The following is a 22,916-nucleotide window of genomic DNA, read 5'->3' on the forward strand; positions in this document are numbered from 1 at the left end:
ACCGCCGAATCCCTCCCTGCCGACCCCGAAGACACCAGCGACCCCAGCGTTGCCGAAGACACCCGCGGCTGCACCCCGAGCGGCACCGGAAGCGCCGACGACCCCGGCACTGCCGATGCAGGGGCAGAGGCACAGGCAGATGTAGCCGCGGGTCCCGTTGCCGAGAGTGCCGACCGTGCCACCACCGCCTTCCGCGATGAGGAGTCTCGCGACCCCGGAGCCGTTGAGCATGGGGCTGGGGGGCACGAGACCCATGAGCATGGGGCCGGTGGGTGCGGGGTCCATGAGCAGCAGGCCAGCGAGCGCGACACCGCGAGCACTGCCTCTGCCGAGGGCGATGTTGACACGAGTATGGCCTCTGGCGAGGGCGACGACACCGCGCCGAACAAGGGCGGAGACGGCGATCGTGGTGCGGTCCAGGCTGGAGCTATGCACGCCAGGCGCGCATCAGCATGCCCCGCACATGGCGGCAGCGCGCGCCCGCACACAGCGCCTCCCACCACCGCGCCTCCGAACACCGCGTCTCCAACCACCGCGCCTTCGGCCGCAGTGCCTCCGAACACCGCGCCTCCGGCCACAGCCCAGCCGGATCCTCCTCCCGAGGACACAGCCGTGCATCACACCCACGCCGGGCATCGGCCTGCGGGGGAGTGCCGGCACGGGCAGGGCACGCGTGAGGACCACGGCCACGGGCAGCGGGGGCACGGCGAGAGCGGATGCGCGTGCGGCCGCAACACACGGTGCTCGTCGGCAGCACCGGGGACGCCGCGGACACCGGGAACGGCGTCAGGGACGGCGCTGGGAGCGTCATCGGGAGTGCTGCCGGGGGCGTTGCTGGGGACGGCGCCGGGGTTGTTGCTGGCGACCGGGCAGATGCTGCCCGTCTCCAGCGTGCACCGCCTCGCCCGCACCAGCACCCTGGTGCGCCTGGTCATGGACGCCGACGGGCAGGTGCTGGACATGGGCCGCAAGGTCCGCCTGGCCACCCCCGCCCAACGACGCGCGATCTTCGCCCGCTACGCCACCTGCTGGATCGACGGCTGCCCCCTGCCCGCCACCATGTGCCAGATCGACCACGCCGACAACTGGAGCACCGGCGGCCTGACCGACCTGAAACTGCTCGGCCCCGCCTGCCAGTTCCACAACCGCGACCGCTACCGCCACCCCGACCGCTACACCCGCCGCAAAGAAGGCACCGACCGCTGGGCCTTCACCTACCACCCCACCCACATAAGAGCCCGGCGACTACGGATCTAGGGGGCCCCTGTGGCACGGCCTCGGGACCGCGAAGAAATCCACGAGGAAATCTACGATGTAAAGGGGCCCGCGGGATTGTCATCGCTCGACCGCGTCCAGCACCGGCTTGATGTCGATTACAGGAGTGCCGTCGATGGCCTCCAGTGGATGCACGCGCAGGCCTCGCGCCGGGTCCGCCTCGAGGACCGTGACCCGGTGCAGGCCGATCGGGTTGGGGCGGTCCGGGGAGCGCGTGGCGAACACGCCGGCCAACGGATTGCTCGTCTCCCCGCGCGGGTGGACCCGCAGGGTTTCGCGGTCGGCCTGGTGGAACCAGGTGAGGACGAGCACCTCGTCGCCCACTGTCACCCCGTCAAGCGCCTCCGTGACGGCCGGGTCGACCTCCAACCAGGCGTCCGGCGCCCCCTCGCGCCCCTGGCGCGGGGCATCGGCGCGATCGGTCAGCACGGACCGTACGACGCCGACGGGCCGCACGGTGAACGTCACGGGCTCAGTCATGATCCTTCTCCTTCGGGGCGATTGGATCACCACGATGTCATCCGGTGCCGACATCTCCGGCCCGTTTCGCGGGAATGCCCACGAAATGGACGTCGAGGCGGGCACGTACGCGCTGGGGCCGAGGTCCGGCCGGCTCCTGGTCCTCACCGGCCGCGCCGGGCTGGGCGCGAAGGCCGGGCACGATCTGACGATCGAGGTCACCCGGTGGCGGGGCGAGGCGGTGGTGACGCCGGACGACCCGGCGGGCTGCCGGGTGACGGTGGAGGCCGAGGTGGCCTCGATGCGGGTCCGGGAGGGCACGGGCGGGGTCAAGCCGCTCACCGACTCCGACCGCGTCGAGATCGAGAAGAACATGCGCGACAAGGTCCTCAAGGCGGATCAGCACCCTCTGGTCACGTTCCGGTCGACCCGGGTCGAGGGCGATCCCGAGGCGTTCCGCGTCGAGGGCGACCTGACGATCGCGGGCGTCACGCGGCCGGTCACGGTGGACGGCGCGATCGCGGACGGGCGGGCGCGCGGCCGGGCGACCGTCGTGCAGTCCGAGTGGGGCATCCGCCCCTACTCGGCGTTCTTCGGGGCGCTCAAGCTGCGCGACGAGGTCGAGGTCATCTTCGACGTACGGCTGGGGGAGGGGCGGGGCTGACATGTGCGTTGTGTGGGGCACCATGGATGCGTGACTGTGGTGCGCGACGCGGGGACCGCCGAGCGGTGGGGCATGCTGGCCGATCTCCTGGCCGACGGCGAGGTGGTTATCCTCAGCGGGGCCGGCCTGTCGACCGAATCCGGGATCCCGGACTACCGAGGGGAGACCGGCCGCAGGCGCAATGCCGAGCCGATGACCTACCACACCTTCGTGAGCAGCGCCGCCGCCCGCAGGCGCTACTGGGCGCGCAGCCACCTGGGATGGCGTCACATCGTGGACGCCGCGCCCAACGCCGGGCACCGCGCGGTCGCCGAACTGCAGCGCCGCGGCCTGGTCGCCGGGATCATCACCCAGAACGTGGACGGCCTGCACCAGGCGGCGGGCGCGCACGGGGTCGTCGAACTGCACGGCAGCCTGCACCGGGTGCGCTGCCTGGCCTGCGGCCACCGCACCTCGCGGCACGCGCTCGACCGGCGGTTGCGGGCGGCCAACCCCGGCTGGCAGGCCAGCTCGGAGATGATCAACCCGGACGGCGACGCCGTCCTGTCCGCCGACGAGATCGAGACGTTCCGCACGGTGGACTGTGAGGGCTGCGGCGGCGTGCTCAAGCCCGACGTGGTGTTCTTCGGCGAGAACGTGCCGCCGTCACGGGTCGAGGAGTGCTACGCGCTGACCGAGCGGGCCGGTTTGTTGCTCGTCCTGGGGTCATCGCTGACCGTCATGTCCGGATACCGGTTCGTCCGGCGTGCCGCCGCCCACTCGATTCCCGTCGCGATCATCAACCAGGGGCCGACCCGGGGCGACGGCGAGGCGCTGATGACCTTCGACGCCCCGCTCGGCGCGACCCTCACCGCCCTTCTGGAGGCTCTCCGTTAGTCGAGGGGAGTCAGGCTGTTCCGGCCGGATGCAGCAGCGCCTCGGCGCGGGCGCCCTGGCGCAGGAAACGCTCGGTGAGGCCGCCGAACAGCAGTCCGATGGCGGCCCACAGGACGAACTGGACGCCGAACGACGACACCCTGAACCACCAGAGGGTGTCGCCCGGGAAGTCGCCGGGGACCTCGTCGATCCGGGGCAGCAGAGCGTACGAGACGCCTACGAGGACGGCGTAGACGACGATGCCGGCGAGGGTCGCGTTCCAGCCGCCCAACCGGGGCGACAGGGCGCGGCCCGCGTACGTCGCGACCGCGGCGGCCAGCAGCGCGATCAGGATCATCGCGAAGTACAGCGTGGTCCGGCGGCCGATGGTGTCGGGGTTGCCGACGGCCGGGGGATTGGGCGGGTACTTCAGGATGGGGGTCACGTACACGACGACGAACCCGGCGGCCGCGACGGCCAGGGCCGTGGCGCGGGCGCCGAGGGCGCCGAGGCGGCCGTGGGCCAAGGCATACGCGATGGAGAAGAAGCCGCCGAGCGCGGCGCCGTAGACGAGCAGGGCGGTCAGCAGGCCGGCGGTCTCCTGGACGGTCCGGCTGACGAGTTCGGGCTCGGCCGCCTCCCCGGCTGCGGCGGCCTTGGCCTCCTCGATGGAGATGGCCGCGGCGACCTGGGGTTCGCCGGCGAACCAGGCCACGACGTACGCGAGCAGCGCGGCCACGAGGCCGACGAGCATGCCGCGCACCAGCAAGGAGCGCATGGTGGGCATCGGGCGGTGCCTCAGTGGCAGGGGAAGCCGAGGAGGTGGCGGCCGTCGTGCACGAACTCGTGCACGGTGTGACCGCTGATGAGGTGGGTGGCGCCCTGCTCCGCGCCGACGAAGTAGATCAGGATGAGCCCGACCACGGCGGCGAAGACCGCCCACGGCAGGATCTCGCGTACGGGGATGGTGACCGGCAAGGGCCGGGATGCGGGAATGGCAGGCTGAGCCATATGACTTTCTCCTCACGGGGTCGCTCGCCCCGGTGACGGAGGACAACGGGTCAGTGTCCTGACTCCCGGCTCGTCGTGTCGCCCGACCTTCCAGCCGTCTTGGCCGTGGTCACAAGCGGGGACACTCCCCGGTCACAGTGGCGGGACCGTCCTGGATTCGCACCAGGTTCCTGCGCACCGTCGCCTCTGTATGTATTTGTCCTCTAGAGCGTGCACCGTCTGCAAAAGTACGTCAAGCCGTGGTCCATACTCGTGACCATGAAGCGCGTCCTCATCATCGGCATCGGCGCCGGGGACCCAGCCCACCTCACCTTCCAGGCCGCCGCGGCGATCGCATCGGCGGACGTGTTCTTCCTGCTCGACAAGGGTGCCGCGAAGGACGGTCTGGTGCGGCTGCGGCGCGAGCTGATCGCGGCCCACGCGCGGGAGCCGTACCGGGTGGTGGAGGCACGTGACCCGGAACGGGACCGGACGAGCGGCGCGTACGTGGAGGCGGTGGCCGACTGGCGGGCCCGCCGGGCAGACGTCTACGCGCGGCTCATCGCCGACGAGGTGCCCGAGGACGGCGTCGGCGCGTTCCTCGTCTGGGGTGACCCCGCCCTGTACGACAGCACGATCGCCATCGTCGAGGACGTCCTGGCCAGGGGCGGGGAACCGTTCGACTACGAAGTGATCCCGGGGATCAGCAGCGTGTCGGCGCTGGCCGCGCGGCACCGCGTCAGCCTGACCAGGGTCGCCAGGCCGCTGCACATCACGACCGGCCGCCGCCTGCCCGCCGACGTCGAGGCCGCCGACGACATCGTGGTGATGCTCGACGCGGGATGCGCGTTCGCCGACCTGCCGGAGGCCGCCGACGCGGACGTCTACTGGGGCGCGTACGTCGGGACCGAGGACGAGATCCTCCTCGCCGGGCCGGTGCGCGAGGTCGCCGGCGAGATCCGGCGGCTCAGGACGGAGGCGCGCGAGACGCACGGCTGGGTCATGGACACCTACCTGCTCAGGAAGCCCGCTCGATGAGGCCGGTGTCGGTCGTCGGGATCGGCGCGGACGGCTGGGCCGGTCTCACCGACGCGGCGCGCACCGAACTGATCGCGGCGGACGTCGTGGTCGGGTCGGCCAGGCAGCTCGCGCTGCTGCCCGCGTCGGTGGCCCCCGAGCGGGTGCCGTATCCGTCGCCGCTGGTCGCGGGGTTGCCTGGGCTGCTCGACGCGCACGCGGAACGCGCGGTCGTGGTGCTGGCGAGCGGCGATCCCATGTTCTTCGGGGTCGGTGCGACGCTGGCCCGGCTGCTCGGACCCGAGCGGCTGCGCGTGCTGCCGCACGTGTCGTCGGTGACGCTGGCCTGCGCGCGGCTCGGCTGGCCCGCCGAGGGCGTCGAGACCGTCAGCCTGGTCGGGCGTCCGCTCGCCACGCTGACCGCCGCGCTCGCGCCGGGCCGCCGCGTCCTCGTCCTCAGCGCGGACGCGGGCACGCCCGCGCGGGTCGCCGCCCTGCTGACCGAGCGGGGGTACGGGGCGAGCCGCGTCACCGTCCTCGGCGATCTCGGCGCGGCGACCGAATCGCGCCACGACGGCACGGCCGCCGCCTGGCCAGACGCCGAGCCGATGCCGGCCCTGAACATCGTGGCCGTGACCTGCGCCGACGTCCCGGACGCCGAGCCACTGGGGTGGGCTTGCGGGCTTCCGGACGATGCGTACGAGTCGGACGGGCAGCTGACCAAGCAGGAGGTGCGCGCGGTCACCCTGGCCAAGCTGGCGCCCCTGCCGGGCGAGCTGCTGTGGGACGTGGGAGCGGGTTCGGGGAGCGTGGCCATCGAGTGGCTGCGCGTCCACCCCTCATGCGAGGCCGTCGCCGTCGAGCGTGACCCCGTACGGGCGGACCGCGTCAGGCACAACGCGGACGCGCTGGGCGTGCCGCGCCTGCGGGTCGTCACCGGCGCCGCGCCGGACGCGCTCCACGGGCTGCCGGCCCCGGCGGCCGTTTTCGTAGGCGGCGGCGTGACGGGGGCCGGCGTGGTCGAGACCTGCTGGGCCGCCCTCGCCCCGGGCGGCAGGCTGGTCGCGAACGCCGTCACCGTGGAGTCGGAGGCGGTTCTCGCCAGATGGCACGCGCGGCTCGGCGGGGACCTCGTGCGGTTGTCGGTGCAGCGCGCCTCGCCGGTGGGCGGCTTCACCGGGTGGCGTCCCCTGATGCCGGTGACCATTTGGACGGCGCGGAAGGAGCGCGAGCAGTGACGGTTCGATTCATCGGTGCGGGGCCCGGCGCGGCCGACCTCATCACGGTGCGCGGGCTGCGCGCCCTGCAGGCGGCCCCGGTCTGCCTGTACGCGGGATCGCTCGTGCCACGGGACCTGCTCGCCGACTGCCCGCCCGGCGCGCGGCTCGTCGACACCGCCAACCTGACCCTGGTCGAGATCATCGCCGAGATGACGGCGGCGCACGCCGCCGGGCTCGACGTGGCGCGGCTGCACTCGGGCGATCCCTCGCTGTTCAGCGCGGTCGCCGAGCAGATGCGCAGGCTCGACGCGCACGGTGTGCCGTACGAGGTGATCCCCGGGGTGCCCGCCTTCGCGGCCGCCGCAGCGGCGCTGGGGCGGGAGCTGACGGTGCCCGAGGTGAGCCAGACCATCATCTTGACCAGGACGTCGGCGCGCGCCACCCCGATGCCGCCCGGCGAGGACCTCGCGACGCTGTCGGCCAGCCGCGCCACGATGGTGCTGCACCTGGCCGTGCAGCGGATCGGCGCCGTCGTGGCCGAGCTGCTGCCCGCGTACGGGGCGGACTGCCCGGTTGCGGTCGTCGCGCGGGCCAGCCGGGACGACGAGGAGATCATCAGGGGCACTCTGGACGACATCGCCGACCGGGTGATCGCCGCGGGGATCAAGCGGACCGCCGTCATCGTGGTGGGCCGGGCGCTGGCGGCGCACGAGTTCCGCGACAGCCACCTCTACTCGGCCGAGCGGGAACGGGCGTGCTCGTCCTGATCCTCGGCGGCACCGCAGAGGCGCGGGCGCTGGCGGCCGGGCTGGTCGCCCTGCCCGGTCTCCGGGTGGTGTCGTCGCTGGCCGGGCGGGTCGCCGACCCCCGGCTGCCGGTGGGCGAGGTCATATCGGGCGGCTTCGGCGGCCCGGAGGGGCTCGTCCGGTGGATCCGCGCGCACGGCCCCGGCGCCGTGGTGGACGCCACGCATCCGTTCGCGCGGACGATGAGCGAATCGGCGGCGCGCGCGTGCGCGGCGACCGGGGTGCCGCTGCTCGGGCTGCGGCGTCCCGGCTGGTCGGAGGGGCCGGAAGACGCGTGGCTGCGGGTGCCGTCACTGAAGGCCGCGGCGGACGCGCTGCCCGGCCTCGGCGACCGGGTGTTCCTGACCACGGGCCGCCGCAGCCTGCCGGTCTTCGCGCCGCTGGCCGGGCTGTGGTTCCTGGCCAGGTCGGTGGACCCGCCGGAGCCGCCGGTGCCCGCGAACGTCCACGTGATCCTCGACCGGGGGCCGTACACGGTGGCGGGGGAGCGTGCCCTGATCGCCGAGCACCGGCTCGACGTGCTGGTCACCAAGGACAGCGGCGGGGAACTGACCCGCGCCAAGCTGGTCGCGGCGCGCGAGCTCGGGCTGCCGGTCGTCATGGTGGACCGGCCACCGGCACCCGGCGGCGTCACCCAAGTGACGGACGTCGCCGACGCCGTCACCTGGGTGCGCGATCACGCGGAAAATCACACGGGATAGCGGCGCGGGGTGTAGACGGTCGCCCGGCCGACGCGTTCGACGACGCGGGTGGTGGACGAGCCGACGATCAGCAGGCAGCGCATGTCGACGGTGGCCGGGTCGAGGTCGCCGAGCGTGGTGACCGTGACCGACTCGTGCGCGCCGCCGACGTCGCGGCCGACGACCACGGGCGTGGCCGGGTCGCGGTGTTCGAGCAGCAGGTCGCGGGCCGCGGCGACCTGCCAGGTGCGGGTCTTGGACGCCGGGTTGTAGATCGCGAGCACCAGGTCGGCGCGGGCCGCGGCGGAGATCCGGTCCGCGACCACCTCCCACGGCTTGAGCTGATCCGACAGCGACAGCACGCAGTAGTCGTGGCCGAGCGGCGCGCCGGCCCGGCTCGCCACGGCCTGCGCGGCGGTCAGGCCGGGCACCACCCGCACCGGGACGTCCGCGTAACGCGGGTCGGCGGCGGCCTCCAGCACCGCGCTGGCCATCGCGAACACGCCCGGGTCGCCGGACGACACGACCGCCACCCGCGCCCCGGCGAGGGCGAGCTCGAGCGCGTGACGCGCGCGTTCGGCCTCGACGCGGTTGTCGGTACGGTGCCGGGTCTGCCGCGGGTTGGGCGCGACGCGGTCCACGTAGGGGCCGTATCCGACCAGGTCGGTGGCCGCGGCGAGGACCTCCTGCGCCTCCGGGGTCAGCCAGGGCCGTCCGGCGGGGCCGAGGCCGACGACCGCGACCTCGCCGGGACCGGTGCGTCCCGTGGTCTCCGGTACGAACGTGAGCTGGGCCGGGCTCGGGACCAGCGCCAGGGAGAAGTACGGCACCTGGCCGGGGTCCACGTCCTTCAGGGGGGCGACGCGCTGGGCGTCGGTGGTGGCGCGTTCGACGTACCAGGCCTCGTTGAGACGGCCCGCCTCGGCGAGGGCGTCGCGCACCTTCTCGAACGTGCGGCCCAGCTTGAGCACGGCCGCGGAATCCGTGCCGCGCAGCTTCTCGGCCAGCACGTCGGCGGGCAGGGTCCCGGGCAGGACCGTCAGCGTCTCGTCGCGTTCGACCAGCGGGCGGCCGAGCACGGCCGACGCGCCCGCGATCGACGTGACGCCGGGGACGACCTCGGCCGGGTAGTGGTGCGCCAGCCGCTTGTGCATGTGCATGTAGGAGCCGTAGAAGAGCGGGTCGCCCTCGCACAGGACGACGACGTCGCGCCCGGCGTCCAGGTGGGCGGCCAGCCGGGTCGCGCAGTCGGCGTAGAAGTCGTCGAGCGCGCCCTGGTAGCCGCCGGGGTGGTCGGTCGTCTCGGTCGTGAGCGGGTACTGGAGCAGCTCCTCGATCTGGCCGTCGCGCATGTGGTGGGCGGCGATCGAGCGGGCGATGCTGCGGCCGTGCCGGGCGGCGTGGTAGGCGATCACGTCGGCCGCGCCGATGAGGCGGGCGGCCTTCACCGTCATCAGTTCGGGGTCGCCGGGGCCGAGGCCGACGCCGTAGAGGGTACCTGTCACGTCACGTCACTCCTGCTCGCTGGCGATGGCGTTGATCGCCGCCGCCGTCATGGCACTGCCGCCCCGGCGGCCGTGGACAACCAGAAACTCCAGGCCGGACGCCGCGAGGGCGCGCTTGGACTCGGCCGCGCCGATGAAGCCGACCGGGACGCCCAGCACGGCGGCGGGCCGTCCCGCGCCCTCCGCGACCAGTTCGAGCAGCCGGAACAGCGCGGTCGGGGCGTTGCCGACGGCCACGACCGCGCCGTCGAGACGGTCGAGCCACAGATCGAGGGCGGCGGCGCTGCGCGTGGTGCCGAGCCGCTCGGCGAGGGCGGGCACCCGGGGGTCGCCGAGCGTGCAGACGATCTCGTTGGCGGCCGGCAGGCGTTTCCTGGTGACGCCGGAGGCGACCATCTGCGCGTCGCACAGCACGGGCGCGCCCGCCAGCAGCGCGGCGCGTGCCTCGGCGACCACGCCGGGGGAGTAGTCGAGGTCGGCGACCAGGTCGGTCATGCCGCAGGCGTGGATCATGCGGACCGCGACCCTGGCCACGTCGTCGGGCAGGCCCGTCAGGTCGGCCTCGGCCCTGATGGTCGCGAACGACCGCCGGTAGATCTCCGCTCCGTCGCGGACGTAGTCGTGCTCGGGCACGGACACCCCTGTTCGTTCAGTGGCTCACGCGGTAGCCGCCGGGCGTGGCGACAACGTCGACGACCCGCCCGCGCGGGCGGCCGCAGCGGCGCTCGCACCCGGCCCAATGCATAGAGGCACGGGGCACGGGCTCACCGGGCAGGACGGGTGTGCCGGACTCCGCCCAGCGCAGCGCGTCGGCCTGGACGTCGGCCAGGGCCTTTGCACAGCCGGGCCGCCCGGTGCAGGCCGACAGTCTGGCGTACGGGGACGCGGGATCGGTCACCAGCCCCGCTCCGGTGAGCGCGGAGGTCACCGGCCCGGCCGCCTCGGGGACCAGATCGGGCAGCACGACGGTACGCCACGGCGTCAGCCGCACCTCGGCGGGGGTCAGGTCGGCGAGCAGGCCCGCCTGCGCGGTGGTGAGCCTGCCGAGCGGCACGATCACGTCCACCGCGACCCGCCCGTCCACCTGCGGAAACACCCCGCCCTTACGCGGTTCGGCAGCCGCTGCGGCCACGGGCCTGGCCACGGGCACGGCACCGGGAAGGCGGGCGGCGATGGTCGCGGGGCCGCCGGGGAGTTCGGCCACACGCCAGGCGTCCCCGCGTACCGACTGGAACGCCTCAGCGGCGGCGAGAGCGACGGCGACCGCGTCGCCGGCGGTCACCGAGCCGACCGGTTCGCCCGCGAGCAGGAGCGTCAGTCCGCCGCCGGTGTGGCCGGCGAGCGTCACGTCCGCGCCGAGCCCGAGGACGTCGCCGGTGCCGTCGTCGAGCGCGAACAGGAACCGGCCGGGCAGGTCGGCCAGCGCCGGACGCCCGCACAGGCCCGCGTCCAGCGCCGTCACCAGCGGCCGGACGTCGAGGACGCCCGTGGCCGACCGGCCGCTGAGGGGTGAGGCGACGATGTTGCGCACGCGTTCGTGGGTCGTCGAGGGCAGCAGCCCGGCGGCGGCCATCCGCGCGGCGAACGCGGCCGGGTCCGCCAGCCCGCGCACCTGGACGTTGGCGCGTGAGGTGAGCTCGATGACCCCGTTGCCCAGTTCCCCGGCGCAGGCGGCCAGCTCGCGCAGCGCGTCCGTGGTCAGGGCGCCGCCGGGCACGCGGACGCGGGCCAGCGCCCCGTCCGCGGCGGCGTGCACCTGGAGCGCGCCGGGGCAGGCGTCCCGAGGCGCGCGTCCGGAAAGGTTGCCTATGACCACAGGCAGGATGCTAACGCCAGTTTTCCGATAGGGCCTCCGTCCCGTAAGGTCTGCGGTGAGCGATGGCAAGCGGAGGAAGCCGGTGCGAATCCGGCGCGGTCCCGCCACTGTGACCGGGGAGCGAACCCCACCACAAGGCCACTGTCGGAAGACGGGAAGGCCGGGGTGAGCGTCGATCCGGGAGCCAGGAGACTCCTGCCGTCGCGCCGCCACGACCCGGGGCGAGGACCCCGAGGGAGGACCCTGCCATGCGCGCGGACGAGCCACTCATCGTGCTGTTGTCCACGTCGGACACCGATCTGCTGAGCGCGCGCGCCAGCGGGGCGGCGTACCGGCTGGGGAACCCGGCCAGGCTCGCCGTGGACGACCTGCCCGCGCTGGTCGAGGGGGCCGGCCTCGTGGTCGTCCGGCTGCTCGGCGGGCGGCGCGCCTGGGAGGACGGGCTGGACGCCCTGCTCGCGGGTCCGCGTCCGGTGGTCGTCCTCGGCGGCGAACAGGCCCCGGACGCCGAGCTGATGGAGCTGTCCACGGTGAGCGGCGGGGTGAGCGGCGGCGTGTGCGCCGAGGCGCACGCCTATCTGGCGCACGGCGGCCCCGCCAACCTCGCCGAGCTGCACGCGTTCCTGTCGGACACGGTGCTGCTGACCGGCCGCGGCTTCGCGGCCCCGGCAGCCACCCCGACCTGGGGCGTCCTCGAACGCGACGCCCGGCCCGGCGACGGCCCGGTGATCGGCGTGCTCTACTACCGGGCGCACCACATGGCGGGCAACACCGGCTTCGTCACCGCGCTGTGCGACGCGATCGAGGACGCCGGCGGCCGGGCGCTGCCGGTCTTCTGCTCCTCCCTGCGCACCGCCGAGCCCGAGCTGCTCGACGTGCTGCGCCGCGCGGACGCCCTCGTCGTGACCGTGCTCGCGGCGGGCGGCTCGCGCCCCGCGACCGCGTCGGCGGGCGGGGACGACGCGGCCTGGGACGTCGGCGCGCTCGCCGACCTCGACGTGCCCATCCTGCAGGGCCTGTGCCTGACCACCGGCCGCGCCGAGTGGGAGGCCAACGACGACGGCCTGTCCCCGCTGGACGCCGCCTCGCAGGTCGCGATCCCCGAGTTCGACGGACGGATCATCACGGTGCCGTTCTCGTTCAAGGAGATCGACGACGACGGCCTGACCGTCTACGTCGCCGACCCCGAACGCGCGGCCCGGGTCGCGGGCATCGCCGTCCGGCACGGCCTGCTGCGTCACGTTCCCCCGCAGGACAAGAAGCTCGTCGTGATGCTGTCGGCCTACCCGACGAAGAACTCGCGGGTCGGCAACGCCGTCGGCCTGGACACCCCGGCCAGCACGGTCAGACTGCTGGCCCGCCTGGCCGAGGAGGGCTACGACCTCGGCGACGGCTTCCCCGGCCAGGCCGAGCAGGACGGCGACGCGCTGATCCACGCGCTCATCGCCGCGGGCGGGCAGGACCAGGACTGGCTCACCGAGGAGCAGCTCGCCGCCAACCCCGTGCGCATCCCCGCCGAGACCTACCGCGCCTGGTACGAAACCCTCCCCGGCGACCTTCGCGCCGACGTGGAACGCCACTGGGGCGCCCCGCCCGGCGAGCTGTTCGTCCACGACGGCGACATCGTGCTCGCGGCGCTGCGCAGCGGGAACGTCGTGGTGATGGTGCAGCCCCCGCGCGGCTTCGGGGAGAACCCGATCGCGATCTACCACGACCCCGACCTGCCGCCGAGCCACCACTACCTGGCGGCCTACCGGTGGCTGTCGGCCGGGGAAGGCACCGGGGAAGGCACAGGGTTCGGCGCGCACGCCGTGGTCCACGTCGGCAAGCACGGCAACCTGGAGTGGCTGCCCGGCAAGTCGGCGGGCCTGTCGGCGTCCTGCGCCACCGACGCGGCGATCGGCGACCTCCCGCTCGTCTACCCGTTCCTGGTGAACGACCCCGGCGAGGGCACCCAGGCCAAGCGCCGGGCGCACGCCGTGCTCGTGGACCACCTGGTGCCGCCGATGGCCAGGGCCGAGACCTACGGCGACATCGCCCGCCTGGAGCAGCTTCTCGACGAGCACGCGACGATCGCGGCGATGGACCCGGCGAAGCTGCCCGCGATCCGCGCCCAGATCTGGACCCTCATCCAGGCCGCCCGCCTCGACCACGACCTCGGCCTGAACGAGCGCCCGCACGACGCCGAGTTCGACGAGTTCATCCTGCACGTGGACGGCTGGCTCTGCGAGGTCAAGGACGCCCAGATCCGCGACGGCCTGCACGTCCTCGGCACGGCCCCGACCGGCGAGGCCCGCGTGAACCTCGTGCTGGCCATGCTGCGCGCCCGCCAGATGTGGGCCGGCCGCGAGACCCTGCCCGGCCTGCGTGAGGCGCTCGGCCTGACCGAGGACGGCAGCGCCTCGACCGGCGCCGTGGACCGCGTCGAGGCCGAGGCCCGCGCGCTCGTCACCGCCATGGAGGAACGCGGCTGGGACCCGGCCGCCGTCGCCGGCGTCACGGACGACCCGGCGGTCGCGCGGGTGCTGACGTTCGCGGCGACCGAGGTGGTGCCGCGGCTCGCGCGTACCACCGACGAACTTGACCACGTGCTGCACGCGCTCGCCGGGGGATACGTGCCCGCCGGGCCGTCCGGGTCGCCGCTGCGCGGGCTGATCAACGTGTTGCCGACGGGCCGCAACTTCTACTCCGTCGATCCGCGCGCCGTGCCGAGCCGCCTCGCCTGGGAGACCGGGCAGGCCATGGCCGACTCCCTGCTGGCCCGCTACCGCGCGGAGACCGGCGAGTGGCCGCGCTCGGTCGGGCTGTCGGTCTGGGGGACCAGCGCCATGCGCACCGCCGGTGACGACATCGCCGAGGTGCTCGCGCTGCTCGGCGTACGGCCCGTCTGGGACGAGGCGTCGCGGCGCGTCACCACGCTCGAACCGGTGCCGCTGGAGGAGCTGGGCCGCCCGCGCGTGGACGTGACGGTGCGCATCAGCGGGTTCTTCAGGGACGCGTTCCCGCACGTGGTGGCGATGCTCGACGACGCCGTCCGGCTCGTCGCGGGGCTGGGCGAAAGTCCCGAGGACAACTACGTGCGCGCCCATGTGGACGCCGACCGCGCCGCGCACGGCGACGCCAGGCGGGCGACGCTGCGCGTGTTCGGGTCGCGTCCCGGCGCGTACGGCGCGGGCCTGCTGCCGCTCATGGACAGCGGCAACTGGCGCGACGACGCCGACCTCGCCGAGGTGTACGCCGTCTGGGGCGGCTACGCCTACGGCCGCGACCTCGACGGCGAGCCCGCCCGCGAGGACATGGAGAACGCCTACCGCCGCATCGCCGTCGCCGCCAAGAACGTGGACACCCGCGAACACGACATCGCCGACTCCGACGACTACTTCCAGTACCACGGCGGCATGATCGCGACCGTCCGCGCATTGACGGGCCGCGCGCCCGCCGCGTACGTGGGCGACAGCACCCGCCCCGACGCCGTCCGCACCCGGACCCTGTCGGAGGAGACCGCGCGGATCTTCCGCGCCCGCGTCGTCAACCCCAACTGGCTCGCCGCGATGCGCCGCCACGGCTACAAGGGCGCGTTCGAGCTGGCCGCGACCGTGGACTACCTGTTCGGCTACGACGCCACCACCGGCGTCGTCGCCGACTGGATGTACGACACGCTCGCCTCGGCGTACGTGCTCGACCCGGTCAACCGCGACTTCATGGCGAAGTCCAACCCGTGGGCGCTGCACGGCATCGCGCAGCGCCTGCTGGAGGCCGCCGAGCGGCGCATGTGGGAGCACCCCGATCCCGACGTGCTCGCCGGGCTGCGCGAGGCCTACCTCGCGATCGAGGGCGACCTGGAGGAGGGCTCGGCGTAGGCCAGCAGCCGCCGCGCGAGTTGCGGCGCGCCCGCCCAGTGCAGGTGCAGGTACGACGCGGTGAGCCGGGCGTCGCCGGCCCCGTCGGCCCCGCCCCGCCAGCGGAAGACGGGCCGCCCGCCGCCGGTGACCGTGGTCCGGTGGAACTCGTGGCCGCGGAACCGCTCGCCCTGCCGGGTCAGCAGCGTGTCGCGTACGGCCACGGCGTCGCGGTAGCCCAACGTCAGCCGGTCGGTCATCCGCCCCACGCCCGGCACCCGGCCGCACATCGGACGGCCGTCCAGCTCCTCGCAGAGATAGAGCAGGCCCGCGCACTCGGCCGCCACCGGGCCGCGGAAGGCCGCCACCTCGCCACGCAGCCGCTCGTTGGCCGACAGCTCCGCCGCGTACACCTCGGGGAAACCGCCGCCCACGACCAGCGCGGACGCGCCCTCGGGCAGGGACTCGTCGCGTACCGGGTCGAACACGGCGACCTCGGCCCCGGCGGCGGCGAGCATCTCGACGTGCTCGGCGTAGCCGAACGTGAACGCCGCACCGCCCGCGACCGCCACCACCCGCCGTTGGCCGGGCTCGTGTCCGTCCGACGGATCCCACGGTCGTCCGGTGAGCGGGGACGCCGTCGCGGCGAGCCGTACGAGACCGTCCAGATCGCACGCGCCCGCCACGAGCGCGCCGAGCCGGTCCACCGCCGACACGGCGGCGGGCAGCCGCTCGGCCGCCGGGACCAGCCCGAGGTGCCGCGACGGCGTCATCACGTCGTCGTCGCGGTGGACCGCCCCCAGCACCGGGACCCCGGTCTCCTCTAGCGCGGCCCGGCACAGCTCCTCGTGGCGCGCCGACCCGAGACGGTTCAGCACCACGCCCGCGACCCGCACCCGCGAGTCGAACGTCGCGAACCCGTGCACCAGCGCCGCCACCGACCTGCTCTGCTTGCCGGCGTCCACGACGAGCACCACGGGTGCGCCGAGCAGCCGCGCCACGTGCGCGGTCGAGGCGAAGTCGCCCTCGCCGCGCCCGTCGAACAGCCCCATCACGCCCTCGACGACCGCGATGTCACAGCCCGCCGAACCGTGCAGGAACAGCGGCGTCACCCGGTCCTCGCCGGTCAGCCAGGGATCGAGGTTGCGGCCGGGACGTCCGGCGGCCAGCGTGTGATAACCGGGGTCGATGTAGTCGGGCCCGACCTTGAACGGCGCGACGCGCAGCCCGCGCGCCGCCAGCGCCGCGATCAGCCCGGTGGCCACGGTGGTCTTGCCGCTTCCCGAGGCCGGGGCCGCGACCACGAGACGCGGGACGCCCGTCACCACTCGATGCCCTTCTGACCCTTCTGCCCGGCGTCCATGGGGTGGCGGACCTTGCCCATCTCCGTGACGAGGTCCGCGGCCTCGACGAGCCCCGCCGGGGCGTCGCGGCCGGTGATGACGACATGCTGCGAACCCGGCCGGCCGGCGAGCGCCGAGATCACGTCGTCAAGGTCGATCCATCCCCATTTGAGCGGATAGGTGAACTCGTCCAGTACGTAGAACCGGTAGGTCTCCGCCGCGAGGTCGCGCTTGATCTGCTCCCAGCCCTCGCGCGCGTCGGCCGCGTGGTCGGCCTCGGTGCCCGGCCGCTGGATCCACGACCACCCCTCGCCCATCTTGTGCCAGGCGACCGTGCCGCCCTCACCGCTCGCGCCCAGCACGGTCAGCGCGCGCTCCTCGCCGACCCGCCATTTGGCCGACTTCACGAACTGGAACACGCCGATCGGCCAGCCCTGGTTCCAGGCGCGCAGCGCCATCCCGAACGCGGCCGTCGACTTGCCCTTCCCCGGACCCGTGTGGACCATGAGCAGCGGCCTCGTCCGGCGCTGCCGGGTCGTCAGGCCGTCGTCCGGTACGTTCTCCGGCTTGCCCTGCGGCATGTCAGCCCGCCTTCCTTCGATCGCGTACGAGATCACCGAGCGACTCCAGCGGGAGCACCCGCGCGCCCAGTCGCAGGGCGAGCGCCTGCGCCATGCCCAGGCGGACCGGGCCGCTCTCGCAGTCCACGACCACCGAGGTCACACCGGCGAGCGCGGCGGCCGCGCGGGTCACGTCGCCGCCCGAGGTCGCGCGGCCGTCGGTCACGACGACCAGCAGAGGGCGGCGATCGGGGTCGCGGAGCCGTTCCACGCGGAGCACGCCGGCGGCGGTGGCCAGCCCCTCGGCGAGCGGGGTGCGGCCACCCGTCGGGAGCGCGCGGAGGCGGGCCGCGCCCGCTTCGACCGACGAGGTCGGGGGGAGCGCGACCGTCGCGCCCGCGCCCCGGAAGACGACGAGGCCGACCTTGTCCCTGCGCTGGTACGCGTCCAGCAGCAGGCTCAGCACCGCCGTCTTGACGGCCGTCATCCGCCTGCGCGCGCCCATCGAGCCGCTGGCGTCCACGACGAACAGGACGAGGTTGCCTTCGCGGCCTTCACGGACGGGCTCGCGGAGGTCGTCCCGCGTGAGGACCAGGCCGGGGCCGCGCCTGCCGCGGCGGAGCTGGTGCGGGGCGGCGGCGAGGAGGGTCGCGGGGAGGTCGACGGCGGCGGGGCCGGTGCCCGTCGGGACGCGGGTCCCGATCGTCCGGCCGTGCCGTCCCCGGCCGCTCGACCGCCGCCCCGCCACGCCCGCCCCGACTCCGGCCACCTTGAAAACGGGAACGCGGAAGGGGGCGCCGGCCGCCGCCACGTCCTGGGGGCGGTCGCCGGAGCCGGTGGCGGAGCCCGGCCCTTCTGGGGCGCCCGGAGCCCCTTCGGGAGCGCGGTCGGGGGCGCCGTCGCCGGCCCCCGAGCCACCGGAGCCATCATGTCCCCCGGGACGGCGGGAGCCGGGGCCGGGCCCGCCGGAGTCGTCGGGACCCTCGGGGCCCTCGGGGTCCTCGGGGGTTTCGGGCTCGGTCCGGTCCAGGAGCTCGTCGAGAAGACGTTCGTCCAAGCCGGGCGCGTCGAACGGATCACGGCGGCGCCGGTGGGGCAGTGCCAGCCGGGCCGCCACCCGGACGTCCTCCCGGATCACCACGTCCCGGCCCTGCCAGGCCGCGTGCGCGACCGCCGCGTGCGCCGTGACGAGGTCGGCCCGCAGCCCGTCCACCTCGAACCCCGCGCAGACGGCCGTGATCTGCCGTAGGCGCGAGTCGGGCAGCCGTACCGACCCGAGGACGGCACGGGCACGCGCGATCCGGGCGGCCAGGGCGGCCTCCTCCGCGGCCCAGCGCGCGGCGAACCCCTCCGGATCGGCGTCGAACGCGAACCGCCGCCGCACGACCTCGGCCCGCTCGTCCGGCTCCCGCGTCGCGCGCACCTCCACGGTCAGCCCGAACCGGTCGAGCAACTGCGGCCGCAGTTCGCCCTCTTCCGGATTCATGGTCCCCACGAGCAGGAACCGCGCGGCGTGCCGTATCGAGACGGTCTCCCGTTCGACGTAACAGACCCCGAGCGCGGCCGCGTCGAGCAGCAGGTCCACGAGGTGGTCGTGCAGCAGGTTGACCTCGTCCACGTAGAGCACGCCGCGATGCGCCGCCGCGAGCAGCCCCGGCTCGAACGCCTTCACGCCCTCGGTCAGCGCCCGCTCCAGATCGAGCGAACCGACCAGCCGATCCTCCGAGGCCCCCACCGGAAGCTCGACGAGGGACGCCGGACGCAGCGCCGCGGCCGCGTCGGGCTCGTGCGGACCGTCCGGGCAGCCCGGGTCCGGCGCTTCGGGATCGCAGCGGAACCGGCACCCCGACACCACTGCGACCTGCGGCAACTGCGCCGCCAGCGCGCGCACGATCGTGGACTTCGCGGTCCCCTTCTCCCCGCGGACGAGAACGCCGCCGACCCGGGAGGAGACCGCGTTCAGCACCAGGGCCAGCTTCAGATCGGCGAGCCCGACGACGGCGCTGAACGGATAGGAGGGGTTCACAGGGCGGCCTTCCGGTTGACGTACGCGATGCGCCAGCCGCCATGCCGGGCGGCCAGCGCGGTGCAGGACAGCGGGGCGATGTCGAAGGACGCGGCCCGCGTCGCGGTCAGGCCGAGCGCGTGCGCGAGCGCGGCTCGGATGGGCCCGGCGTCGCAGACGGCGACCACGCGGGCCGCGTCCTGGTGTACCGACTCCAGCCACGCGGCCACCCGCGCGCCCAGCTCGGCGAGACTCTCCCCGCCGTGCGGGGCGGCGCCGGGGTCGGTCAGCCAGGCGCCGAGCCCCTCGGGGTCGGCCTCCGCGATCTCCGCGAACGGCCGTCCCGCCCACGTGCCGTAATCGGCCTCGGCGAGCGCGCCGGCCACGACCGGCTCCCGCCCGGACACGGCCCGCGCGGTCGCCACCGCCGCGGGCCACGGCGCGGCGAAGACCACCGCGTCATCGGGGAGGGCCAGATCGCGGAAGTTCAGCGTGGCGGCCCGCGCCAGCGCCGACGGATCGGCGTCCTCGCGCGCGGGGAAACAGGCGCGGCGCGTGCCCGGCGTCCCCGCTTGGCGGATGATCAGCATCAGACCGCGCCGGGAGGCAGGGTCGGCAGGCCCGGCGTGGGCCCCCGCTCGATGAGCGAGACCAGCGCCTCGGTGTCGACGTTCCGCTCGACCAGGTCCCCGAGCGCGTCCAGCCGCGCCTCCCGCAGCCCCGCGAACGACAGCGACGGATCACCCTGGAACTCCCGCCCCGCCGCCCGCGCCACCTCTCCGAGGAAGGCCCGCCGGAACCCGTCGTTCTCCAGCGCGCCGTGCCAGGTCGTGCCCCACACGTTTCCGGCGCGGCACCCGTCGAGGAACGGCTCGCCGCCGTCGCGGGTGACGATCCCGTGGTGGATCTCGTACGCGCGTACCGGATGCCCATAGCCCTCGCCGACCGGCCGCCCGAGGGTCTTCTCCGGCGCGAACGCGACGTCGGCGGGGAGCAGCCCCAGGCCGGGCACCGTGCCCGCGCCGGACTCCACGTGGTCGGTGATGGTGCGGGCGAGCATCTGGTAGCCGCCGCAGATCCCGAGCACCGGACCCGTCCTGCGGACGACGAGGTCGGCGATGCCGGTGTCGCGCAACCAGGCCAGATCGCGCACCGTGGCCCGCGAACCCGGCAGAACCAGCAGGTCGGCGTCGGCGCAGGCGGCGGGTGACGTGACGAAGCTGACCGTGACCCCCGGCTCGGCGGCCAGCGCGTCCACGTCGGTGAAGTTGGAGATGCGCGGATACCGCACGACGGCCACCCGCAACGCGCCGTCCACTGCCGCGCTCCCCGGGTTCCCGGGCCGGTTGTCGAGCGACAGCGAGTCCTCGACATCCATCCAGAGCCCGTCGAGCCAGGGCACGACCCCGTAGACCCGGCGCCCGGTCAGCCCTTCGATCATGTCCAGCCCCGGCGCGAGCAGTTCCCGCGCGCCCCGGAACTTGTTCACGATGAATCCGGAAATATGCGCCTGGTCGTCGGCGTCGAGCAGGGCGACCGTGCCGTACAGGTGCGCGAAGACGCCGCCGCGGTCGATGTCGCCCACGACGATCACCGGCAGCCCGACGGCTCTGGCCAGCCCCATGTTCGCGATGTCCCCCGCCCGGAGGTTGATCTCGGCGGGGGACCCCGCCCCCTCGCAGATCACCACGTCGAACTCGCCGGCCAGCCGCCGGTACGACTCCACGGCGATCGCACGCAGTTCGTCGCGTCGCGCGCCGTATTCCAGGGCGTCCACGTCCGCGACCGGCCGTCCGCGCACGACGACCTGGCTACGGCGGTCGCTGCCAGGCTTGAGCAGGATCGGGTTCATGTCGGCCGTCGGCTCCAGGCCGCAGGCGGCCGCCTGCACGGCCTGCGCCCGCCCGATCTCCGCGCCGTCGGCGGTGACGTAGGAGTTCAGCGACATGTTCTGCGCCTTGAACGGCGCGACCCGTACGCCGCGGCGGGCCAGCCATCGGCACAGGCCGGCCACCAGCACGCTCTTTCCGGCATCGGAGGTGGTGCCCGCCACGAGCAGGCCGCCGCCGGGCGCCACGGCCATGGCATGTCCCCCTTTGGGGGTGTCCGCGCCCCCGGTAGAAGGTCCGACGGCCGGAGTATCCTGGCTCCCGGATCGGCGCTTCCCTCAGCCTTCCCGCCCGTGCTGGGCAGTGGCGTGGGTGAGGGTCGCTCCCCGGTGACAGTGGCGGGACCGCGCCGGATTCACACCGGCTTCCTCCGCGTCCGTCGCTTGCGCTGGTCAACATACACCTTCGTGCCGGATGTCCCGCAAGTGCGGCGCTACGTGCGCGTGAGTGTGGCGATCATGTAGAACGGGATGTTCTTCGTCACCTTGTTCTCGCCGTGCCCGTTGTAGTCGAACGTCATCGTCCCGTTGTCGTGGACGGTGAGGTAGATCGTGCCGTTGCGCACGCAGTTGCCCCGCATCGACACCCGCTTCAGCCGCACCGTCGTCCCGCTGACCACCTGGAGCTTGGACGTGCCCACGCACCGGTAGTCGACGAACTGCTCGGTGACGGTGTCGCCGCCCTTCGGCACGGTCAGCACGAGCGTGTCGTACGCGCCGGGCTCGTAGTCCACCCTGCCGCGCCACACGCCCGCGAAGCGTGCGGTGAAGCGCAGGGGCACGCGCGCGGTGGACGTCGGACTGGGCGTCGGGCTGGGCGTCGAAGTGGGCGAGGGGACCGGCGTGACGGTCGCCGCCGCGTGCCGCGCGTCACCGTCGGCGTTACCGTCGGCGACACCTTCGGACGGCAGCACGGACAGCAGCACGGCCCCCGTCGTGGCGGCCGCGAGCGCGACCGCCGCCCCCGCGAGAAGCCCCCGGCGGCGGCCGGAACCGCGCCGTGCGGGGACGGTGTCCGGCCCCGCGGGCACGGGATGCCCCGCGACGGTGAGCGCGCCCGGGATGTCCTCGGCGGTCCCCTCCGGAACCGCGCCGAGCAGCCGCATCGTGACGTCGAGGATGTCCGGGCGCTGCGCGGGGTCCTTGCGCAGGGCCAGCGCCACGATGGAGCGCAACGGCTCTTCCAGGTCGCCGAGGTCGGGCTCCTTGGTGAGCACGCGGTTCAGCACGGCGGGCAGCGAGTCGTCGCCGAACGGCGGCCTGCCGGTGGCGGCGAACACCATCACGCAGCCCCACGCGAACACGTCCCAGGCGGGCGCGGGCGGCTCGCCGGCGATCTGCTCGGGCGCCATGTAGGCGGGCGTGCCGACGATGCCGCCGCTCGCCGTGGTCCCGCCGAGACGGCGGGCGACCCCGAAGTCGACGACCCTCGGACCGTCGGGCCCCAGCAGCACGTTGGCGGGCTTGAAGTCGCGGTGGACGATCCCGGCCCGGTGCACGGCGGCGAGCGCGGTCGCGGTCGCCACGGCCAGCCGGTGCAGGGCGGTCCCGGACCGCCGTCCCGCCTGCTGCAGCGTGGGCCCCTCCACGTACTCGCTCACCACGTAGGGCCGCGGGCCGTCCAGGTCGAAGTCGAGCACCCGGGCCACGCAGAACGGCGCGACCCGCCGCGCGGCGGAGATCTCCCGTGCGAAGCGGCGGCGCGCGTCCTCGTCCCCCGCCCAGTCCTCATACAGCAGCTTGACCGCCACGGGCGTGCCCTCGGCCGTACGGCCGAGGTAGACCACCCCCTGGCCGCCCGCGCCGAGGCGGCCCTCCAGCCGACAGCCGCCGATCTCGGCCGGATCTCCCGTGAGCAACGGCCCCACCGCAGGCATGCAGCCCTCCTCGGCCCGGTTTTCCCTCACTTTAGGTGAACGGAACGCTGGTGCTTCCCGATCATGCTTGTCATGATGCCGGGATGAACGTGGTGAGCCCCGGATGGTGAGGCCCGG

The 22,916-nt window shown here is 74.2% G+C and carries 21 protein-coding genes and 3 riboswitches; of the genes, 8 read left to right on the forward strand and 13 right to left on the reverse strand.

Translation table 11 applies throughout. From position 1 onward, the window contains the following. Positions 1-285: hypothetical protein (locus tag Msi02_RS12430; RefSeq protein WP_373308264.1), on the reverse strand; the 285-nt coding region annotated here is incomplete at its 3' end. Between the two features lie 531 nt (positions 286-816). Between Msi02_RS12430 and Msi02_RS12435 the strand changes: the two genes are divergently transcribed. Further along, positions 817-1,257: an HNH endonuclease signature motif containing protein gene (locus Msi02_RS12435; RefSeq protein ID WP_204048493.1), complete on the forward strand. Its 441-nt coding sequence runs from the start codon at positions 817-819 to the stop codon at positions 1,255-1,257. Between the two features lie 78 nt (positions 1,258-1,335). On the opposite strand, the gene tsaA is transcribed toward Msi02_RS12435, so the two are convergent. Continuing rightward, entirely contained in the window at positions 1,336-1,755 is a 420-nt protein-coding gene (gene tsaA, locus Msi02_RS12440) for a tRNA (N6-threonylcarbamoyladenosine(37)-N6)-methyltransferase TrmO (protein ID WP_239108353.1), read from the reverse strand. Positions 1,756-1,840: 85 nt separating this feature from the next. Between tsaA and Msi02_RS12445 the strand changes: the two genes are divergently transcribed. Together Msi02_RS12445 and Msi02_RS12450 are read left to right on the forward strand one after the other, a co-directional pair. Further along, positions 1,841-2,398 (forward strand): YceI family protein, encoded by a 558-nt coding sequence (locus Msi02_RS12445; RefSeq protein WP_204048494.1) that lies wholly within the window; start codon positions 1,841-1,843, stop codon positions 2,396-2,398. Between the two features lie 30 nt (positions 2,399-2,428). Further along, on the forward strand, positions 2,429-3,274 hold the full coding sequence (locus Msi02_RS12450; protein ID WP_308441802.1) for an NAD-dependent protein deacetylase: 846 nt from the start codon (positions 2,429-2,431) through the stop codon (positions 3,272-3,274). Between the two features lie 10 nt (positions 3,275-3,284). On the opposite strand, the gene Msi02_RS12455 is transcribed toward Msi02_RS12450, so the two are convergent. Both Msi02_RS12455 and Msi02_RS12460 read right to left on the reverse strand, forming a co-directional pair. Further along, on the reverse strand, positions 3,285-4,031 hold the full coding sequence (locus Msi02_RS12455; RefSeq protein WP_204048495.1) for a CbtA family protein: 747 nt from the start codon (positions 4,029-4,031) through the stop codon (positions 3,285-3,287). A gap of 20 nt (positions 4,032-4,051) precedes the next feature. Beyond that, positions 4,052-4,264, reverse strand: a complete 213-nt coding sequence (locus Msi02_RS12460) for a CbtB domain-containing protein (protein ID WP_204048496.1) — start codon at positions 4,262-4,264, stop codon at positions 4,052-4,054. A 31-nt stretch (positions 4,265-4,295) separates the two neighbouring features. Next, positions 4,296-4,459: riboswitch (cobalamin riboswitch) on the reverse strand. A gap of 63 nt (positions 4,460-4,522) precedes the next feature. On the opposite strand from Msi02_RS12460, the gene cobF reads away from it, so the two are divergent. From cobF to Msi02_RS12480, 4 genes are read left to right on the forward strand one after another with little or no spacing between them, the layout of a single operon-like run. After that, on the forward strand, positions 4,523-5,281 hold the full coding sequence (cobF, locus tag Msi02_RS12465) for a precorrin-6A synthase (deacetylating) (protein ID WP_204048497.1): 759 nt from the start codon (positions 4,523-4,525) through the stop codon (positions 5,279-5,281). After that, on the forward strand, positions 5,278-6,498 hold the full coding sequence (cbiE, locus tag Msi02_RS12470; RefSeq protein WP_204048498.1) for a precorrin-6y C5,15-methyltransferase (decarboxylating) subunit CbiE: 1,221 nt from the start codon (positions 5,278-5,280) through the stop codon (positions 6,496-6,498). The genes cobF and cbiE overlap by 4 nt, the downstream gene beginning before the upstream one ends. Continuing rightward, a complete protein-coding gene (gene cobM / locus Msi02_RS12475) occupies positions 6,495-7,247 on the forward strand; it encodes a precorrin-4 C(11)-methyltransferase (protein ID WP_204048499.1) in 753 nt (250 codons plus the stop codon). The genes cbiE and cobM overlap by 4 nt, the downstream gene beginning before the upstream one ends. Then, positions 7,235-7,987, forward strand: coding sequence for a cobalt-precorrin-6A reductase (locus tag Msi02_RS12480; protein ID WP_204048500.1), 753 nt, complete (start codon positions 7,235-7,237; stop codon positions 7,985-7,987). The genes cobM and Msi02_RS12480 overlap by 13 nt, the downstream gene beginning before the upstream one ends. On the opposite strand, the gene Msi02_RS12485 is transcribed toward Msi02_RS12480, so the two are convergent. The 3 genes from Msi02_RS12485 to cobG are packed head-to-tail and all read right to left on the reverse strand — an operon-like array spanning position 7,975 to position 11,287. Then, positions 7,975-9,471, reverse strand: a complete 1,497-nt coding sequence (locus Msi02_RS12485) for a precorrin-2 C(20)-methyltransferase (protein WP_204048501.1) — start codon at positions 9,469-9,471, stop codon at positions 7,975-7,977. The genes Msi02_RS12480 and Msi02_RS12485 overlap by 13 nt on opposite strands. Before the next feature lie 6 nt (positions 9,472-9,477). After that, on the reverse strand, positions 9,478-10,110 hold the full coding sequence (locus Msi02_RS12490) for a precorrin-8X methylmutase (RefSeq protein WP_444543489.1): 633 nt from the start codon (positions 10,108-10,110) through the stop codon (positions 9,478-9,480). A gap of 10 nt (positions 10,111-10,120) precedes the next feature. Continuing rightward, a complete protein-coding gene (gene cobG, locus Msi02_RS12495) occupies positions 10,121-11,287 on the reverse strand; it encodes a precorrin-3B synthase (RefSeq protein ID WP_204048503.1) in 1,167 nt (388 codons plus the stop codon). A gap of 72 nt (positions 11,288-11,359) precedes the next feature. Beyond that, a riboswitch (cobalamin riboswitch) is annotated at positions 11,360-11,482 on the forward strand. A gap of 53 nt (positions 11,483-11,535) precedes the next feature. Between cobG and cobN the strand changes: the two genes are divergently transcribed. Next, the gene (gene cobN / locus Msi02_RS12500; RefSeq protein ID WP_204048504.1) at positions 11,536-15,147 is read left to right on the forward strand and encodes a cobaltochelatase subunit CobN; all 3,612 of its coding nucleotides are present in this window, start codon (positions 11,536-11,538) and stop codon (positions 15,145-15,147) included. Here cobN and Msi02_RS12505 read toward each other — a convergent pair. The 6 genes from Msi02_RS12505 to Msi02_RS12530 all read right to left on the reverse strand — a co-directional run bounded on the left by Msi02_RS12505 (position 15,105) and on the right by Msi02_RS12530 (position 22,799). Beyond that, complete coding sequence (locus tag Msi02_RS12505) at positions 15,105-16,451, reverse strand: cobyrinic acid a,c-diamide synthase CobB (protein WP_204048697.1); 1,347 nt, start codon at positions 16,449-16,451, stop codon at positions 15,105-15,107. The genes cobN and Msi02_RS12505 overlap by 43 nt on opposite strands. Next, a complete protein-coding gene (gene cobO, locus Msi02_RS12510) occupies positions 16,448-17,050 on the reverse strand; it encodes a cob(I)yrinic acid a,c-diamide adenosyltransferase (RefSeq protein WP_139572288.1) in 603 nt (200 codons plus the stop codon). Before cobO ends, Msi02_RS12505 begins: the two co-directional genes overlap by 4 nt. A 1-nt stretch (position 17,051) precedes the next feature. Continuing rightward, positions 17,052-19,055: a VWA domain-containing protein gene (locus Msi02_RS12515; RefSeq protein ID WP_204048505.1), complete on the reverse strand. Its 2,004-nt coding sequence runs from the start codon at positions 19,053-19,055 to the stop codon at positions 17,052-17,054. Next, the gene (locus Msi02_RS12520) at positions 19,052-19,624 is read right to left on the reverse strand and encodes a histidine phosphatase family protein (protein WP_204048506.1); all 573 of its coding nucleotides are present in this window, start codon (positions 19,622-19,624) and stop codon (positions 19,052-19,054) included. The genes Msi02_RS12515 and Msi02_RS12520 overlap by 4 nt, the downstream gene beginning before the upstream one ends. Continuing rightward, entirely contained in the window at positions 19,624-21,117 is a 1,494-nt protein-coding gene (locus Msi02_RS12525) for a cobyric acid synthase (protein ID WP_204048507.1), read from the reverse strand. The genes Msi02_RS12520 and Msi02_RS12525 overlap by 1 nt, the downstream gene beginning before the upstream one ends. Before the next feature lie 53 nt (positions 21,118-21,170). Further along, positions 21,171-21,294: riboswitch (cobalamin riboswitch) on the reverse strand. A gap of 62 nt (positions 21,295-21,356) precedes the next feature. Next, complete coding sequence (locus Msi02_RS12530) at positions 21,357-22,799, reverse strand: serine/threonine-protein kinase (RefSeq protein WP_204048508.1); 1,443 nt, start codon at positions 22,797-22,799, stop codon at positions 21,357-21,359. Positions 22,800-22,916: the final 117 nt, after the last annotated feature.

The sequence above is a fragment of the Microbispora siamensis genome, assembly GCF_016863095.1.
GTDB classification, from domain to species: domain Bacteria; phylum Actinomycetota; class Actinomycetes; order Streptosporangiales; family Streptosporangiaceae; genus Microbispora; species Microbispora siamensis.